16 protein-coding genes are annotated in these 16,606 nt (G+C 66.2%); 9 read left to right on the forward strand and 7 right to left on the reverse strand.

Features of this window, described 5'->3' with window-relative positions; all coding sequences use genetic code 11:
• Nucleotides 1-6 precede the first annotated feature (6 nt).
• Nucleotides 7-1,098: a DNA topoisomerase IV subunit A gene (locus tag NOV86_RS04475; protein WP_267640054.1), complete on the reverse strand. Its 1,092-nt coding sequence runs from the start codon at nt 1,096-1,098 to the stop codon at nt 7-9.
• Nucleotides 1,095-3,524: a DNA topoisomerase VI subunit B gene (locus tag NOV86_RS04480; RefSeq protein ID WP_267640055.1), complete on the reverse strand. Its 2,430-nt coding sequence runs from the start codon at nt 3,522-3,524 to the stop codon at nt 1,095-1,097. Before NOV86_RS04480 ends, NOV86_RS04475 begins: the two co-directional genes overlap by 4 nt.
• A gap of 114 nt (nt 3,525-3,638) precedes the next feature.
• Here NOV86_RS04480 and NOV86_RS04485 point away from each other — a divergent pair, with 114 nt between their 5' ends.
• The 5 genes from NOV86_RS04485 to NOV86_RS04505 all read left to right on the forward strand — a co-directional run bounded on the left by NOV86_RS04485 (nt 3,639) and on the right by NOV86_RS04505 (nt 9,537).
• Nucleotides 3,639-3,971, forward strand: a complete 333-nt coding sequence (locus tag NOV86_RS04485) for a hypothetical protein (RefSeq protein WP_267640056.1) — start codon at nt 3,639-3,641, stop codon at nt 3,969-3,971.
• 169 nt (nt 3,972-4,140) lie between these two features.
• Nucleotides 4,141-6,054 carry a DNA topoisomerase (ATP-hydrolyzing) subunit B gene (gene gyrB, locus NOV86_RS04490; protein WP_267640057.1) on the forward strand — a complete coding sequence of 638 codons (1,914 nt, stop codon included), beginning with the start codon at nt 4,141-4,143 and terminating at the stop codon, nt 6,052-6,054.
• Nucleotides 6,055-8,544 (forward strand): DNA gyrase subunit A, encoded by a 2,490-nt coding sequence (gene gyrA / locus NOV86_RS04495; protein ID WP_267640058.1) that lies wholly within the window; start codon nt 6,055-6,057, stop codon nt 8,542-8,544.
• 150 nt (nt 8,545-8,694) lie between these two features.
• A complete protein-coding gene (locus NOV86_RS04500) occupies nt 8,695-9,135 on the forward strand; it encodes an ester cyclase (RefSeq protein WP_267640059.1) in 441 nt (146 codons plus the stop codon).
• A gap of 48 nt (nt 9,136-9,183) precedes the next feature.
• Nucleotides 9,184-9,537 carry a hypothetical protein gene (locus NOV86_RS04505; RefSeq protein WP_267640060.1) on the forward strand — a complete coding sequence of 118 codons (354 nt, stop codon included), beginning with the start codon at nt 9,184-9,186 and terminating at the stop codon, nt 9,535-9,537.
• Nucleotides 9,538-9,576: 39 nt separating this feature from the next.
• Here NOV86_RS04505 and rocF read toward each other — a convergent pair whose 3' ends face one another.
• Nucleotides 9,577-10,503 carry an arginase gene (gene rocF / locus NOV86_RS04510; protein WP_267640061.1) on the reverse strand — a complete coding sequence of 309 codons (927 nt, stop codon included), beginning with the start codon at nt 10,501-10,503 and terminating at the stop codon, nt 9,577-9,579.
• Nucleotides 10,504-10,668: 165 nt separating this feature from the next.
• Here rocF and NOV86_RS04515 point away from each other — a divergent pair, with 165 nt between their 5' ends.
• The gene (locus NOV86_RS04515) at nt 10,669-11,043 is read left to right on the forward strand and encodes a hypothetical protein (protein WP_267640062.1); all 375 of its coding nucleotides are present in this window, start codon (nt 10,669-10,671) and stop codon (nt 11,041-11,043) included.
• 37 nt (nt 11,044-11,080) lie between these two features.
• On the opposite strand, the gene NOV86_RS04520 is transcribed toward NOV86_RS04515, so the two are convergent.
• Nucleotides 11,081-12,016, reverse strand: coding sequence for an NAD-dependent epimerase/dehydratase family protein (locus NOV86_RS04520; protein ID WP_267640063.1), 936 nt, complete (start codon nt 12,014-12,016; stop codon nt 11,081-11,083).
• Nucleotides 12,017-12,141: 125 nt separating this feature from the next.
• Between NOV86_RS04520 and NOV86_RS04525 the strand changes: the two genes are divergently transcribed.
• Both NOV86_RS04525 and NOV86_RS04530 read left to right on the forward strand, forming a co-directional pair.
• Nucleotides 12,142-12,675, forward strand: a complete 534-nt coding sequence (locus NOV86_RS04525) for an Rrf2 family transcriptional regulator (RefSeq protein WP_267640064.1) — start codon at nt 12,142-12,144, stop codon at nt 12,673-12,675.
• A 69-nt stretch (nt 12,676-12,744) separates the two neighbouring features.
• Nucleotides 12,745-13,902, forward strand: a complete 1,158-nt coding sequence (locus NOV86_RS04530) for an NAD(P)/FAD-dependent oxidoreductase (RefSeq protein WP_267640065.1) — start codon at nt 12,745-12,747, stop codon at nt 13,900-13,902.
• A 60-nt stretch (nt 13,903-13,962) separates the two neighbouring features.
• On the opposite strand, the gene NOV86_RS04535 is transcribed toward NOV86_RS04530, so the two are convergent.
• From NOV86_RS04535 to cdd, 3 genes are all read right to left on the reverse strand, one after another.
• Nucleotides 13,963-14,787, reverse strand: a complete 825-nt coding sequence (locus NOV86_RS04535; protein ID WP_267640066.1) for a YihY/virulence factor BrkB family protein — start codon at nt 14,785-14,787, stop codon at nt 13,963-13,965.
• Nucleotides 14,788-14,979: 192 nt separating this feature from the next.
• Nucleotides 14,980-15,801: a nucleoside phosphorylase gene (locus NOV86_RS04540; protein ID WP_267640067.1), complete on the reverse strand. Its 822-nt coding sequence runs from the start codon at nt 15,799-15,801 to the stop codon at nt 14,980-14,982.
• Nucleotides 15,802-15,850: 49 nt separating this feature from the next.
• On the reverse strand, nt 15,851-16,255 hold the full coding sequence (gene cdd, locus NOV86_RS04545) for a cytidine deaminase (protein ID WP_267640068.1): 405 nt from the start codon (nt 16,253-16,255) through the stop codon (nt 15,851-15,853).
• A 126-nt stretch (nt 16,256-16,381) separates the two neighbouring features.
• On the opposite strand from cdd, the gene NOV86_RS04550 reads away from it, so the two are divergent.
• Nucleotides 16,382-16,600 (forward strand): hypothetical protein, encoded by a 219-nt coding sequence (locus NOV86_RS04550; protein WP_267640069.1) that lies wholly within the window; start codon nt 16,382-16,384, stop codon nt 16,598-16,600.
• Nucleotides 16,601-16,606 lie beyond the last annotated feature (6 nt).

Here is a 16,606-nt window from a genome sequence, read left to right on the forward strand (position 1 = left end):
CCGTCCTCAGATGATGCCCATCTCGTCGAGGCGCTCGGGCAGGTAGGTGTCGGTCACGAAGTCGAGGCCGCGAGCCGCGAGTGCCTGCTGTTCTGCCTTCTTCTCGATGTCGAGCTGGAGTTCGATCTGCTCGGTCCAGAACTCGGACTGGAAGCGCGGGTCCTCCAGTTCGGACTCCAGTGCGTTGATGTCGGAGTCCGAGAGCGGGTCGGTCGGCAGGTCGTACTCGACGATGTCCTGTGGCCGGATGCCGACGTACCGGGCCTCCGGCGTGGCGAGGTACTCCGAGAGGTGTGCGGACTTGATGGAGCCGTAGGCGACCGACCCGAAGATGCGGTACGACCACGGGTCGCCGTCAGTGAAGACCACGACCGGGAGGCCGAGTTCGTCGTGCAGGCGCTTGGTGATGCGACGGGTCGCTCGCGCGGGCTGCCCCTTGAGGTGGACGACGAGTGCGTTGTGGTCCTCGTCGAAGCCGTTCTCGACGAGACGGTCGCGCATACCACCGGTCTCCACGCACATCACGAAGTCGATGTCGTGGTCGAGGAACTCGACGGTGTCGGGGTTGTTCGGGATCTGGTAGCCGCCCTCGCCGACGTCCTTCTGGCAGTGGATCTCGCGCTCGCCGCGACGGGTCTGCTCGCGGATCTTCAGCGGGCCGATGAGGGTCGCACCCGACTCCTCCGGCCGCATGTGGAAGTCCTCGCGTTTGACCTCGCTGACGATCTCTAAGTCCTCGACGAGTTTGTTCGACTCGTCCTGCCCGTTGAACTGCGCCTCCTCGTTGTCCCACGACTCGGAGAGGTAGTACAGCTCACGCAGGGTGGACGAGCGGTCCTCGTCGAGTTGCTGGGCGAGGAAGTCGATGGTGTAGACCGCCTTCAGCAGTTTTCGTGCGCCCCGGACCGAGTTGGCCGAGCGCGTCGAGGTGCGGTCCCCGTACACCCACACGTTCTTGTCCTCGTCGTACTCGATGTTGGACTTCGTGCGGGTCGGGAGGGTCATGCGGGGAATCTCGCCCCCCTCGAACTGGTCGTAGAACTCTGCGGCGAGGTCGATGAGTTTCTGCCGGGCCTCGGCGTCTGTGTCGGTGCTCATTGGTTGACGGTGAGTTTCGCTGCCTCGACCTCGCTCACGCTGAGGTCGAACGATGCGTCCGCGGCGACGGTGTACTCGAGGATGGCCTCGTCACCGCTCTTGACGTCAGGCGTCCACTTGACGAACCACTCGCCGTCCATCTCGACGACGGTCGCACCGTCGGAGACGTCCTGCGGTTCGGCGGTGACGATGTCCGTCACGTCGGGAGACTCGTTCCTGCTGGAGTGGTTCTCGACGAGGACCCGGACGGTCTGGCTGTCGCCGTTGGCCTCGGTCTCGCGCTCGACGAGCACGTTGTTCATGATGCGCGCCATCGCGTCGTCGATGTTGGGCTGGGGGCGCCCCGTGACGTGGGCGACCTTCTCGGCCATCTGCGGGAGGATCTCCGCGAGGACGTTCTGTTTCTTCTGGCGCTTGCGCATCGAGCGCTGCTTCTTCAGGTAGGACTTGAGTTCGCGGGCGGCCTCGCGGATGGCGAGTTCGATCTCGTCCTGGATGACCTCGACGGAGGCGACCGCGTCCTTCGATTCGCTGGTGAAGGGGACGTTGGTCGAGGCGACGTGGACCATGATGACGACCGGGCCGTTCGGGATGCCCGAGCCGCCGGGCTGGTCGAGGTTGTAGTTGCGCCAGCCGATGCCCTTGACCACGTCGGTGATGGCACAGCCACCGCGCTTGTAGACCAGCGGGACGCGGTTGGCGAACCGGAGCAGGTCGGCCTGTCCCTCGGCAGCCAACTCGCCGCCGTAGGCGATGCCGGCCTCGGCGATGAACGGGTCGCCGGCGTGGACCTCGGCGTCGCGCGTCGCGGAGGCGTAGAACTCGGCGTCGTACACCTTCTTCAGGCCGGCCTCGACGAGGTCGTCGGTGATGGGCGAGAGACACGACGTGGGTGGGGCCATGATGTCGGTGACGCGCATGGCCGACACGAGGTCGCTCGCGCCGTCGCGGTCGTCCGCGAGGTCTTTGACGCTCGGCGGGTCGTCCGGGACCGTCACCATGCCGCCCCAGACCGCCTCGACCACGTTCTCGCGGGCGGTGTCGCCGAAGGTCGCCTCCTCGCGCTCTTCGGTCATGTCCGCGGCGCGGTCGACGTAGTCCCGCAGTTGCTTGCGGGTGAGGCGGTTCCGGACGTCGTCGTCTTCCTCCTCGGGGACGAACTTGGCGGCGAGGCGGTCGGCGAACGCGACGACGATGGCGTCGTCCTTCTGGACGCTCGTCGCCTCGTCGGCGTAGCCCCGGACGTCGTCGCGCAGTCGGTCGGGCTCCTCCTCGAGCCCGAAGCCCGTGATGGTCCGCCAGACCGCCTCGACCACGTTCTCGCAGACGGTGCTGCCGAAGGTGGTCCCGAGGTCGTCGGCGCTGGCGGCGTCGTTCACTGCCTCGGCGACCTGGTGGTGGGCGACGCGCCCGTCGGTCGCGGCGTCGTGGAGGTTCGCGACGACGGCGTCGGCGAAGGTCGCCTTCGCGTCCGCCGGCTTGTTGTTCACCGCGTCGTCGATGGCCCCCTGGAGGGCCTCGTCGTCGGGCAGGGTCCACGCCATCTCGCGGCCGTAGTAGCGGTCGCGGAACGCGTCGATGATGTTGTTCGAGGTCTTGCGGCCGACGCGGGTGAACTCGGACTGGAGGAAGCCCGAGACGGAGTGCGAATCGCTCGCCTTCAGCATCTTCAGGACGTTCCCGAGTTCGACCCCGTGCGGGTGCGGGCGGATCTCCTCGGTCTCCTTCGGGAGTTCGTCGGTCGCGCGCTCGTACTTGAAGTGCTCCTGCGGTTCCTTCAGCTCGATGCGGGCGTGGGGGTTGACGACCGCGGTGTGCTGGATGTAGTCGTGGAGCTGCTGGCGCGCCCGCATGTTCGCCTCCATCTCCAGCTCGATGCGCGTGCCGTGGGGGCGGTCCCACGAGGTGGTCGACTCCGCGCGGATCTCTGGCTCGTTGTCGTCCGTGTCGATGATGAGCTCGTAGTAGTTCGCCTCGGCGGCGCCCTCGGTTCTGGAGGTTATCTTTGCGGGTTTGCCGCTGGTCAGCTGGGAGTAGAGGACGGCCGCGGAGATACCGATACCCTGCTGCCCGCGGGACTGTTCGCGCGAGTGAAAGCGACTCCCGTAGAGCAGTTTCCCGAAGACCTTCGGGAGCGATTCCTTGGTGATGCCCGGCCCGTTGTCCTCGACGATGAGGCGGTAGTAGTCACCAGCCTCCTGTATCTCGACGTAGACGTCGGGGAGGATTCCGGCCTCTTCGGCGGCGTCGAGGGCGTTGTCTACGGCTTCCTTGACCGCAGTGACGAGCCCTCGCGCGCCACTGTTGAAGCCGAGCATCTGTTTGTTCTTCTCGAAGAACTCGGCGATGGAGATGGCCCGCTGGCTCTCGGCCAACTCCTCGGCGATGCCTGCCTCCTCGCCGAGTGTCGACTGGAAGGACGTCATTCTGTGGCGCAACGTTTCGCCCGCGGGGTTAAAAGCCGTGCGCAAGCACGGTGAAAGTGAAGCACCCCGGCCAGTACAATCATATGGGGGCCTCTCGTACGAACGTGTCAAGAGATGCCAATACTCGGACCCACCGGAACCGACTACACGCTCGTGGTCGTCGCCGTCTCGCTCGCGGCCCTGTTGGTCTCGACGGCGACGCTCCTGACGCTCCGGAACAGCCCGTGGTCCGTCGACGAGACGCCGCTGTGGTTCCTCGCGGGCATCGCGTTCTCGGCGGTCAACGCCGTGTTGCTCGCCGCGCTCGCGCTCTACACGATGACGACCGGGCACGAGGCGTCGACCGTGATGCTGCTCGGCGCGTTCGGCGTGTTCTTCGCCGTCGTCGGTGGGTACCAGCAGACCCGGACCGAGCTGCTCGGGACGTACGACATCGAGGATATCTGAGGCTTCGTTCTCACCTGCTGACTGCACTGCCGTGAGCGACCGCATCGGCCCCAGATGACGGTTCCTCGCGCCGGGCGTCGCCGTGGTGCCGTCTGTGAATTCGGCTCACGCGCGCGAGCGCACACGTGACTTTTATTAGCCCCGGCAATCTACCCGGATACAGGTTTTCATGTCCGAAGAAAGTGAATACAGCGCCGGTCAGATCCAGGTCCTCGAAGGCCTGGAGGCCGTACGAAAGCGGCCGGCGATGTATATCGGCTCTACCGACTCTCGGGGTCTCCACCATCTCGTCTACGAGGTGGTCGACAACTCCATCGACGAGGCCCTCGCCGGCTACTGTGACGACATCACCGTCACGGTGCACGAGGACAACTCCATCAGCGTCGAGGACGACGGGCGCGGCATCCCCGTCGACACCCACGCCGAGTACGACAAACCCGCCGTCGAGGTCATCATGACCGTCCTGCACGCGGGTGGGAAGTTCGACAACAAGTCCTACCAGGTCTCGGGTGGGCTCCACGGCGTCGGTGTGAGCGTCGTGAACGCGCTCTCCGAGCGCCTCGAGGTCGAGGTGACACGTGACGGTGCCGTGTGGAAGCAAGCCTTCGAGCGGGGTGTCCCCCAGGGTGAACTCGACCGGGTCCGCGACATGGAGCCGGACGAGGAGAACGGGACGCGAATCCACTTCTGGCCCGACCAGGAGATCTTCGAGTCCGACGACTACTCCTACACCACGCTCGCGAACCGGCTGCGCGAGCTGGCGTTCCTCAACTCGGGCGTGAACATCTCGCTCGTCGACGAGCGCGACGGCAAGTCCGAGACGTTCCACTACGAGGGTGGTATCCGGGCGTTCGTCCGCTATCTCAACGAGACCAAGACCGCGCTCCACGACGACGTCATCTACTTCGAGGACGAGGAGGAGGACATCCAGGTCGAGGTCGCGATGCAGGCGACCGACGAACTCCAGGGCTCCATCCACGCCTTCGCGAACAACATCAACACGCGCGAGGGCGGAACCCACCTCACCGGGTTCAAGACGGCCCTGACCCGCGTCGTCAACGACTACGCGACCAGCAACGGGCTGCTGAAGGACCTCGACGACACCCTCAAGGGCGACGACATCCGCGAGGGGCTCACCGCGGTTATCTCCGTGAAGCACCCGGACCCGCAGTTCGAGGGCCAGACCAAGACGAAGCTCGGGAACTCCGAGGTCCGCGGTATCGTCGAGAGCGCGATGCACGAACACCTCGGCACCTACTTCGAGGAGAACCCGAACACCGCACAGGCGGTCATCTCGAAGGCTGTCGAGGCCGCGAAGGCCCGCAAGGCCGCGAAGAAGGCCGAGGAGCTGACGCGCCGGAAGTCGGCGCTCGAGACGACCTCCCTGCCGGGCAAGCTCGCGGACTGCCAGACCCGCGACCCCGACCAGGCGGAGCTGTTCATCGTGGAGGGCGACTCCGCGGGCGGCAGCGCGAAGCAGGCCCGCGCCCCCGAGTTCCAGGCGGTCCTGCCCATCCGTGGGAAGGTGCTCAACGTCGAGAAGCACCGCCTCGACCGCATCCTCGAGAACGAGCAGATCCGCAACCTCATCACCGCCATCGGTACCGGCATCGGTGACGAGTTCGACATCGAGGACGCCCGCTACAAGAAGATCATCATGGCGACCGACGCCGACGTCGACGGGGCGCACATCCGGACGCTCCTGCTGACGTTCCTCTACCGGCACATGCGCCCCCTGCTCGAGGCCGGCTACGTCTACGCGACGAAGCCGCCGCTCTACCGCATCCGCTACAACGGGAACACCTACGACGTGATGAACGAGGCCGAGCGCGAGCAGGTGGTCGAGGAGAAGTGCAACGGGAACCCGACGCAGGTCCAGCGGTTCAAGGGCCTCGGCGAGATGAACCCCGAGCAGCTCTGGTCCACCACGATGGACCCCGACCGCCGCGTCCTCAAGCAGATCAACATCGAGGACGCCGCCGCAGCGGACAAGATGTTCTCCGTGCTGATGGGCGACGCCGTCGGCCCGCGCAAGGAGTTCATCAAGGAACACGCTCCCGAAGCCAACTGGGTCGATATCTAGATGAGTTCAGAAGCCCCCGAATCCCCCGACGTTCCAGCCGACCGCATCGAGCACGTCCGCATCGAGGACGAGATGGAGCAGAGCTACATCGACTACGCGATGTCCGTCATCGTGGGTCGGGCCCTGCCCGACGTCCGTGACGGCCTGAAGCCCGTCCACCGCCGCATCCTCTACGCGATGCACGACATGGGCGTCACGAGTCGGTCGAGCCACCGCAAGAGTTCGTCCATCGTCGGCGAGACGATGGGTGACTACCACCCCCACGGCGACCAGGCCATCTACGACACCCTCGTCGGCATGGCTCAGGAGTTCTCCATGCGCTACCCCCTCGTCGACGGGCAGGGGAACTTCGGCAGCATGGACGGCGACCCGGCCGCGGCCATGCGGTACACCGAGGCCCGGATGGCGCCCATCGCCGAGACGCTCATGGAGGACATCGAGAAGGACACGGTCGACTTCTCCTCGAACTACGACGACCGCCTCCAGGAGCCCGACGTGCTCCCGGCGGCCTTCCCGAACCTCCTCGTCAACGGCTCGACCGGTATCGCGGTCGGGATGTCGACGAACATCCCGCCGCACAACCTCGGCGAGATCATCGACGCGACCATCGAGGTCATCGACAACCCCGACGCCGACGTGAACGACCTGATGGAGCACGTCAAGGGGCCTGACTTCCCGACCGGCGCGAACATCGTCGGCCGCAACGCCGTCCGCAAGGCGTACGCGACCGGCCGCGGGCGCATCCGCATCCGCGCCGAGTTCGAGGTCGAGGACTGGAAGAAGGACCGGAAACGCATCGTCATCACCGAACTGCCCTACCAGGAGAACAAGGCCCGTCTCGTCGAGCGCATCGCCGACAACGTCAACGAGGGCAAGATAGAGGGCATCTCGGACCTGCGCGACGAGTCCGACCGCGACGGCGTCCGAATCGCCATCGACCTCAAGCGCGGCGCGAACGTCGAGGTCGTCAAGAACCAGCTCGTCGAGCACCACCTGGAGAAGACCTTCGGCGTCATCAACCTCGCGCTGGTCGACGGCCAGCCGAAGGTGCTCTCGCTGAAGGAGACGCTCGAGCACTACATCGACCACCGCAAGGAGGTCGTCCGCCGGCGCTCGCAGTACGACCTGCAGGAGGCCGAGGACCGCGCCCACATCCTCGAGGGCCGCCTGAAGGCGCTCGACCACATCGACGACGTGGTCGAACTCATCCGGAACTCCGACGACCGCGACGCCGCGAAGGCCGGCCTCGAGGAGACGTACGACCTCTCGGAAGCCCAGTCCGAGCACATCGTCCGGATGCAACTCGGGTCGCTCACCAGCATGGAGGCGGCCGAGATCGAGGACGAGTACGAGGAGGTCCAGGAGACCATCGAGTACCTCGAGTCCGTCCTCGCGAGCGAGGAGAAACTGCTCTCGGTCATCAAGGACGAACTCCGCGACGTGAAAGACGAGTTCGACGACGACCGCCGCACCTCCTTCGTCGAGGACACCGGCGAGGTCACCCACGAGGACCTCATCCCCGAGGAGGACGTCCTCGTCGTCTTCACCGAGGACGACTACGTCAAGCGCATGCCCGTCGACGCCTTCGACGCCCAGAACCGCGGTGGCAAGGGCATCATCGGCGGCGACATCAAGGAGGGTGACCGGGTGTCGAAGGTGTTCCGCGCGAGCACCCACGACTACCTCCTCTGCTTCACCAACCACGGGCAGGTCTACCAGCTCAAGGGCTACCAGATACCCGAGATGTCCCGCACCGCCCGCGGGAAGTCGGCCGTGAACATCATCGACCTGGACGACGGCGAGGAGATCACCGCCGTCGTCAACACGGACGACTTCGACGAGGACGAGGCCATCACGATGGTCACCCGGAACGGCTACGTCAAGCGCACGAAGACCGAGGACTTCCAGAACATCCTCTCGACCGGCATCATCGCCGCCAAACTCGACGAGGGCGACGAACTCGCCGACGTGGAGGTCACCGACGGGACGACCGACCTCGTCATCGGCACCGAGCAGGGCATGACCATCCGGTTCGACGAGGACGAGGTCCGGACGATGGGCCGCAACACCCGCGGTGTCCGGGGCATCAAACTGGACGAGGACGACCACGTCGCCGGCCTCGTCGCGACGAAGGAGTCCGACGACCGCGCGCTCCTGACCGTCACGAAGAACGGGTACGGCAAGCGCACGCTCCTGTCGAACTACCGGCGCCAGTCCCGCTACGGGAAGGGCCTCATCGACATCAAGACGAACGAGCGCAACGGGACCGTCACCTCGGTCAAGGCGGTCGGCGAGGACGACCACGCGGTCGTCATGTCCGAACAGGGCCAGATCATGCGGACCCGCGTCTCCGACGTCTCGCTCCAGGGTCGCAACACCATGGGTGTGACCGTGATGGACGTCGAGGCGGACGACGCGGTCGCGACCGTCGAGGTCATCCCGGCGGCCGACGACCACGAGGACGACGTCGAGGTCGAGTCCGCGGAGTAATCCCCCGGCAGTCTCGTTCTTTCGCTCGTCGAACCGGTCTAGTCGCTCATTAGCTATCCTGCCGGCGTGCATCTCTGCGGACACGCGGCGCCAGCGACGACGGTGGGGCAACCGACCGCCGTCCGGCCGACATCAGCCGACGTTCCACCCATGCCGACACTCAGCCCACCCGCCCAGACGGTTCGAGAGAGACGCGAGCACGCCTGTTCCCTGTTCGAGAGCCGGTGGCAGACGGGCCAGTTCGACCCCGACCTCGTGACCGAGGACTACCAGGCCTGTGGCCTGACCACCGAGCCGACCGACGCCGCGGGCGAGGCTGCCGCGGTGGCCGCGGTCCACGAGGCGTTCCCCGACCTGCGAACGACCGTCAGGGCCGTCGTCTGCGAAGGGGACTTCGTGGCGGTCCACTTCAGCGCGACCGGGACCCACGAGCGCCCCATCGCCGGTGTCTCTGCGACCGGCGAACAGGTCCGTACCGGCGGGATGGTGCTCTACGCGTTCGAGGATGGCCTGGTCGCAGAATCGCGGACGTTCCTCGACGTGTCGAGCCTCCTCGACGTGTGGGACGGCATCGATAGCCCCTCGACGTGACGGAATCCCCCACGATACTTTTCAGGAAGTGCTGTGAACACACCCCCCATGGTTGTCAGGCACCCGACCAGAGAACTCCGGCTCGTCGGGGCGTACTTCGCACTCAACGCCCTCGTCCTCGTCCTGTTCGGCATCGGGTTCATCGGCACCGAGAGCACACCGTACGCGGCCTTCGTCGTCCTCGTCGGGGTGTGTCTGTTCCCCATCGCACTCGGCATCTGGACCGCGAAGGAGTGGGCGCTGACCGCGGGTATCGTCGCCTCCTTCCTCGCCCTCGTCGCGAACCTCCTGACGTTCTCGCTCCCGGCGGTCGTCCCCGCCCTGCTCTGTCTCGCATACCTCATCAAGACGAAGGGGCCGAGCAACAGTTCGTGGGCACCGGGTGGCGCCCGGGACCCGTGAGGAACGGTCGCTGAGCCGGGGCGAACTCGGCCGGGAGCCTCAGATGATGCGCTTGCCGAGGCCGCTGGCCGCCAGTTCGGTCGCGAGCTTCGCGGTCTGGTTCTGCTCGTCGAGCACCGGGTTCACCTCGACCAGCTCCATCGACCGGAGCACGTCGTGGTTGCGGTCGTACTCGGCGACGCGTTCGAGCGCGTAGTGGGCCTCGCGGTAGGTGACGCCGCCGTGGACCGGGGTCCCGACGCCGGGAGCCTCGTTGGGTTCGAGCCAGTCGAGGTCGAGGCTGACGTGGATGCCGTCGACGCCCGCGGTCGCGATCTCCAGCGCCTGGTCGACGACCTCGGCGATGCCGTGTTCGTCGATGTCGGACATCGTGAACACCGTGCCCTCGCTGTCGCGGATGGCCTCGGCCTCCTGGCTGTCGATGTCGCGCAGGCCGACCCACACCGTGTTCTCCTCGCTGAGGTTCGGCGAGTTCGCCCACTCGACGCCGGCGAAGTCCCGGTAGCCCAGCGCTGCCGCGAGGGGCATCCCGTGGATGTTCCCGCTGGGGGAGGTCTCGGGCGTGTTGTAGTCGCCGTGGGCGTCGAACCAGATGGTGCCGATCTCGGCGTCGCGGGAGGCACCCTTCAGCGACCCGATGGCGATGGAGTGGTCGCCGCCGAGGACCACCGGGACGTAGCCCTCCTCGATGGAGTCGGCGACCTGCTCGGAGAGGCGGGTACAGACGTCCTCGACCTCGCGGACGAACTTGGCGTCCCGGCCCTCCTCCGTCGGTTCCTCGGCGGCCGGGTCGCGGGTCTCCGCCGGCGGGACGAGGAGGTCGCCGGTGTCGATGCACTCGACGCCGGCGTTGTCGAGTTCGTCCGCGAGCCCGGCGTAGCGGATGGCCGACGGCCCCATGTCGACGCCACGTCGGTTCGCTCCGTAGTCGGTCGGTGCCCCGATGAGTCGGACCTTCCTGCTCATGGCCCGCAATTCTCGCGGCGGCCGTAAGAACGAACCGGTCTGGGAGGCGGCGACGCGGGCGGGGTCGCCTGCCACCACCGACCGATTGCATCGGTGACACGATAACGAAAGGGCTCGCTGTAGTTTCCCGCACTTACAAGTCACCATCCCGCGTCACTGAGTCACATGAGCACGGACGCATCGACCAGTTACGACGGGCTGGGCAGTCTCCCCTTCCGGTTCGTCGTCTGGCTCCTCGCCGCCATCCTCCTCGGCCGTCTGTTCCAGAACAACTCCCTCTACGACCTCCGGCAGCTCCGCGCCGAACAGGTCCTCCTCCGCCTCGGCACCCACGCGGTCATCGGCGCGTTCGCGTACTGGTTGCTGTTCGTCGCCCGCCCCGACGCGGCCGCCATCGTCGTCGTCGCGTCGGGCGGGTTCATCGCGATGTGGATGCTCCCATGGGCCGTGGTTCGCATGATGACCTACGCGGCCGACACCGAGGAGTACGCGAAGGCGCGCAAGTGGGAGGCGATAACCGACGGCAGGAAGTTCGACTGACCGCCCGCGACGCTCGGCTCTTCTCTTTCTTCTTGGGTCAGTCCAGGTACGGCGAACAGACCCGCCGCATCCCCTCTTCGAAGCCGACCTGCGGTTCCCAGCCGGTCGCCTCGGTCATCTTCTCGTGGTCCGCCATGGTGTGCTGGACGAAGACGTCCTCGTCGATGGGGTTCTCGACGTGCTCGGGCTCGATGTCCTTGCCCATGATGTCACAGAGCGTCTCGACGATCTCGTTCGCGGAGTACTGCTCGCCGGTGCCGAGGTTGTAGATACCCGTCAGCTCGTGGTCGGCGGCGGCCTCCAGTCCGCGGACGATGTCGTCGACGTAGGTCAGGTCGCGGGTGTGGGTCCCGTCGCCGTAGATGACCGGCGGTTCGTCGTTCGCCAGCCAGTCCGCGAACTGGGCGACGATGTTGGCGAACTCGCCCTTGTGCTCCTCGGCGCCGTCCTCGTAGCCCTGGTAGACGGAGAAGAAGCGCATGCCGGCCATCGAGAGGTCGTGGTAGTTGTGGAAGTACTCGGCGTAGCGTTCGCGAGCGAGCTTCGAGGCCTCGTACCCGGTGTTGGCCTCGACGGCCATCGACTCGGGCGAGGGCTCGGTCCGGCTCCCGTAGATGGAGGAGGTCGACGCGTAGACGACCGTGTCACAGCCGTCCTGTCGACACTGTTCGACGGTGTTCGCGAACCCCTCGACGTTGACGCGAAGGCCGGTGAGGAGGTTCTCGCGGGAGTCCTCGTGCATCTTCAGCGAGGAGAGCGCCGCGAGGTGGAAGAGGACGTCGACGCCCTCGGTCGGGAGGTCGTCCTCGAGGACGCTGGCCTCGACGAACTCGACGTCGTCGTCGAGGTTCTCGGGGGTCCCGAGGTAGCAGTCGTCGACGACGACGACCTCGTTGTCCTCGGCGAGATAGTTCGCGAGATTCGAGCCGATGAAGCCTGCGCCACCTGTGACGAGGACGCGCTTGTCCTGCATGGGTGCGGGTGGTGCGAGCAGGTTTGTATCTCTATCGTTTCCTCTCCTCTTACTGCCACACAGACGTGTTCCGGACCCGACGACACACCCACGCCTTTAAGGACGCTAATTACGAATGATTTTCCATGTCGTCAATCGAGCTGACCCCGAGCCAGAAAAACATCCTGCAGGCGCTCATCAACCTCCACCGGAAGACGGAGGACGCCGTCAAGGGTGAAGACATCGCCGAACGCGTCGACCGGAACCCCGGCACCATCCGGAACCAGATGCAGAGCCTGAAGGCGCTCCAGCTGGTCGAGGGTGTACCGGGGCCGAAAGGCGGGTACAAACCGACCGCAGCAGCGTACGAGGCACTCGAGATACAGCAGATGGACGAGCCCGCGACCGTCCCGTTCTTCCACGAGGGCGAGGAGGTCGAGGACGCCATCGTCGAGGAGATCGACCTCTCGTCGGTCCACCATCCCGAGCTCTGCCGCGCCGAGATCCACGTCCAGGGCTCGGTCCGTGACATCCACGAGGGCGACTCCGTCATCGTCGGTCCGACGCCCCTCTCGAAGCTCCGCATCACGGGCACCGTCGACGGGAAGGACGACACCAACAATATCGTCATCCTTCGCATCGACGGGATGGAGGCGCCGGCCGAAGAGCCTGAGCATTAGACTGGCAACACTTCGCACACCCGGCGGGGTTTCAACACCTTTGTATCGGTCGGTTTCTGAGGTTGCCGTATGGCTACGAAGGTCGTCGTGCTCGGTGCAGGCTACGCCGGCGCGGGCACCATCAACGATTTACAGGAGAAGGTCGGCCCGAACGTGGAGCTGACCTGGGTCGCCGACAAGGACTACCATCTCGTTCTGCACGAGTCCCATCGCTGCATCCGGGACCCGAACGTCCAGGACAAGATCACCATCCCCGTCGGTGAGATCGCCGACCCCGGGACGGAGTTCATCAAGGGCGAGGTCGCCGACGTCGACGTCGACGAGCGCATCGTCGAACTCGCCGACGGCACCACCGTCGACTACGACTACGTCGTCGTCGCGCTGGGTAGCCAGACCGCCTACTACGGCATCCCCGGGATGGAAGAGAACGCGCTCACGCTCAAGAACCTCGACGACGCCCTCGAGATCCACGAGCAGGTCAAGCAGGCCGCCGAGGACGCGACCCGCGACGACCGCGCGACCATCGTCGTCGGCGGTGCCGGCCTCTCCGGCATCCAGTCCGCCGGTGAGATCGCGGAGTTCCGCGACAAGCACCGCGCCCCGATGGACATCTACCTCGTCGAGGCGCTGGAGGAGATCTTCCCGCCGGGCGACGCCGAGATCCAGGGCGCACTCCGCAAGCGCCTCGAGGACGCCGACATCGAGATTCTCACGAACGACCCCATCACCGAGGCCGAGGAGAGCACAATCCACTTCGACGAGGGCGAGCCCCTCGACTTCGACGTGTTCCTGTGGACCGGCGGTATCACCGGCCACGACTGCATGGACGAGGTCGACCTCGAGAACGAGCACAACCGCGTCAACGCGGACATGACCTTCCAGACCTCCGACGAGCGCGTCTTCGCAATCGGCGACTCCGCGGTCATCGAGCAGCCCGGCGAGCGCCCCGCCCCGCCGACGGCCCAGGCCGCCTGGCAGGCCGCCGAGGTCGCCGCCGAGAACGTCTTCCGCGCCATCAACGGCCAGCGCCTGGAGACGTGGACCCACAACGACAAGGGGACCGTCGTCTCCGTCGGCGACAAGGCCGTCGCCCACGACGTCGACATGCTCCCCATCTCGACGTTCGGCGGCTTCCCCGCCGAGACCCTGAAGAAGCTCATCGCCGCACGCTGGATCGCGACCCTCACCTCCTGGAACCGCGCCCGGAAGTCCTGGGACGCGCTGTAGACCGGTCCGCCGTCTTTCTCTCTCGTCTTCACACCGCGGACAGCCTGCCCCACGCCCGGCTCACTGCGACGACCCCGCGGTAGTGTCCTCGGTCACGTCGACACCGTCCATCTCGACCGCGTTGACGACCGCACCGAGCAGCAGGACGACGCCACTGAAGTAGAGCCAGGTGACGAGCAGCAGGATGCTCGCGACGAGGTTGCCGTCCTCCCCGCTCAGCGAGGCGTATATCTGGAACAGCACCTGCAGGACGGTCCAGCCGACGGCCGCGACGACCGTCCCGGGCAGCACTGCGCGTGGCTCGAGGTCGACGTCGGGGAACAGGTAGTACATCGGGAAGAACGCGACGACGAGGCCGACGACCAGCACCAGGGGCACCACGACCCCGACGAACGGGACGAACGAGAAGAACGCGACGACGCTGGTCGCACCGACCATCGCGACGACACCCAGCGTGAGGGTGACGAGCATCAGGAGGCTCTTCTTCACCTGCCCGACGAAGGACTCCCTCGCGGTGGTCTCGTAGACTTCCGAGAACGCGGTGTCGATGCCCCGGAACACCTTGATGGCACCCCAGACGAGCGTGAGGACGCCGATGATGGACGCGCCGACGGTCGACCCGGTGCCCGCGTCGTTCTGCTGTTCCAGCATCACCTCGATGACGCCGCCGACCGACGGGGAGACGCTGCTGGTCGTGACCTCGACGATGCGCTGTTGCAGCTCGGGGGCCCCGAACACGGAGACGGCGAGGAAGAAGAACAGGAGCAACGGCACGAGGGAGACGAACGCGCTGTAGGCGATACTGCCGGCGAGGAAGGTCACGTTCTTCTCGCTGAAGACGCGCTTGACCAGTTTCGCCCGTGCGACGACCGACTGGAGGTCCATACGTCACATATGGCGGCCGGCGACCGTAATCAGCCACCCTGACCGTGGGGGCCGGGCGTTCAAATACCAGAACGGCACCAGTCCCGCCGTGCGCTGATGCCAGCCGCGCGGGGAACACGGCGGGTGTGCGACGACCCTCCGCGCGGGCAGCCCGACCCTCGTCGCCTGTTCGCCCCTCCCGAACCCGACCCGTCAGTCCAGCGAGAGGCCGGCGTGCCAGCGGTCGACGCCCGCTTCGGCCTTCTTCTCGTCCATCTTCGCGAGCAGTTTCGTCGCCAGCGACGCACACTCGGAGGCCCGGGACTCACCCTCGGTCCGGAACTCGCCGGTGACCCGGTTCGCGTACACCGAGCAGACCGCCCCGGCGCGCAGGCCGTAGACGTTCGCGATTGTCATGATGCCGGCGGCCTCCATCTCGATGTTCTTGACGTTCGCCTCCTTGAGGTTCTCGACCAGTTCCTCGCCGCCGGCGGCCATGAAGTCCTGGAACCCGGGACGGCCCTGTCCGGCGTAGAAGGAGTCCGCGGACATCGTGATGCCGGTGTGGTAGTCGTAGCCGAGGCGCTCTGCGGCCGCGATGAGCGCGCTCACGACCTCGAAGTCGGCGGTCGCGGGGTAGTCCTCACGGACGTACTCCTTGCTCGTCCCCTCCTGGCGGACCCCGCCGGTCGTGATGACGAGGTCGCCGACGTCCATCTCGGGCTGGATGGCACCGCAGGAGCCGACGCGGATGAACGTGTCCACGCCGACGCGAGCCAGTTCTTCGACCGCGATGGCCGCAGACGGCGAGCCGATACCCGTCGAGGTGACCGAGATGGGGACGCCGTCGTACGTCCCGGTCGCGGTCCGGTACTCGCGGTGGTAGGCTCGCTCCTCGTGGTCGTCCCAGAACTCGGTGATCTTCTCGACACGCTCCGGGTTGCCCGGGAGGAGGACCGTATCGGCGACGTCCTCGGGGCCGACCTCGATGTGGTACTGCTCGTCGGCGTTGGGGTCTTCGCTGGGTTGAGTCATGGAACCGCGTTACGCCGGCAGGAAAATAGGTCTGTTCACTCGTGGTCGCTCACCCGTCGTCCCGGGCGACCATCTCCGCCGTGATGGTGTCCGGGAGCAACTCGCCGAGTTCGTAGGCCGCATAGCCGTCCTCGGCGTCACAGAGCACGACGAAGTCGTCGTCGCAGAACTCCGCGAGCGTCTGCCGGCACATCCCACAGGGGGTCACGCCGTCGCGCTTGCCCGAGGCGACCGCGAGTTTCGTGAACTCGGTGTGCCCCTCCTTGATGGCGTGGGAGATGGCCACCTCCTCGGCGTGCAGGCTGTTCGAGTAGTTCGCGTTCTCGATGTTGCAGCCGGTGTAGACGGTGCCGTCGGCGGTCTCGATGGCAGCGCCGACCGTGTACTCCGAGTAGGGGGCGTACGCCTGCTCGAGCATGTCGCGGGCGGCGCCGATGAGGGCGTCGTCGTCCATGCCACCTCGTAGGCGGACCGCTCCCAAGTACCCACCGAGACTCGACGACCGGCACCAGCCTCAGCTATCTGGACCGTCCGCCACGCTGAATATCGACTCTTGTTCGCGGGTCGCGTACTGTCTGGTATGCTACGAACCGTCCTCCTCCTGTTCGGCCTGCTCGAGTTCCTGTTCCCGAAACAGGTCATCGACTTCATGACGAAGCGTGCCTACACGACGCCCGAGGAGTTCGAGGTCAAGCCGTGGGTCCTCACGGTGGCACGGGTGGAGGGACTCGTGTTCGTCCTGCTGGCGCTCAAAGGGAAGCGCTGTCGGTCGAAGTCGGCGAACGAAACGGAAGCGTAGTCGGGG

Origin of the sequence: Haloarchaeobius amylolyticus (assembly GCF_026616195.1) — an archaeon.
Classification (GTDB): Archaea; Halobacteriota; Halobacteria; order Halobacteriales; family Natrialbaceae; genus Haloarchaeobius; species Haloarchaeobius amylolyticus.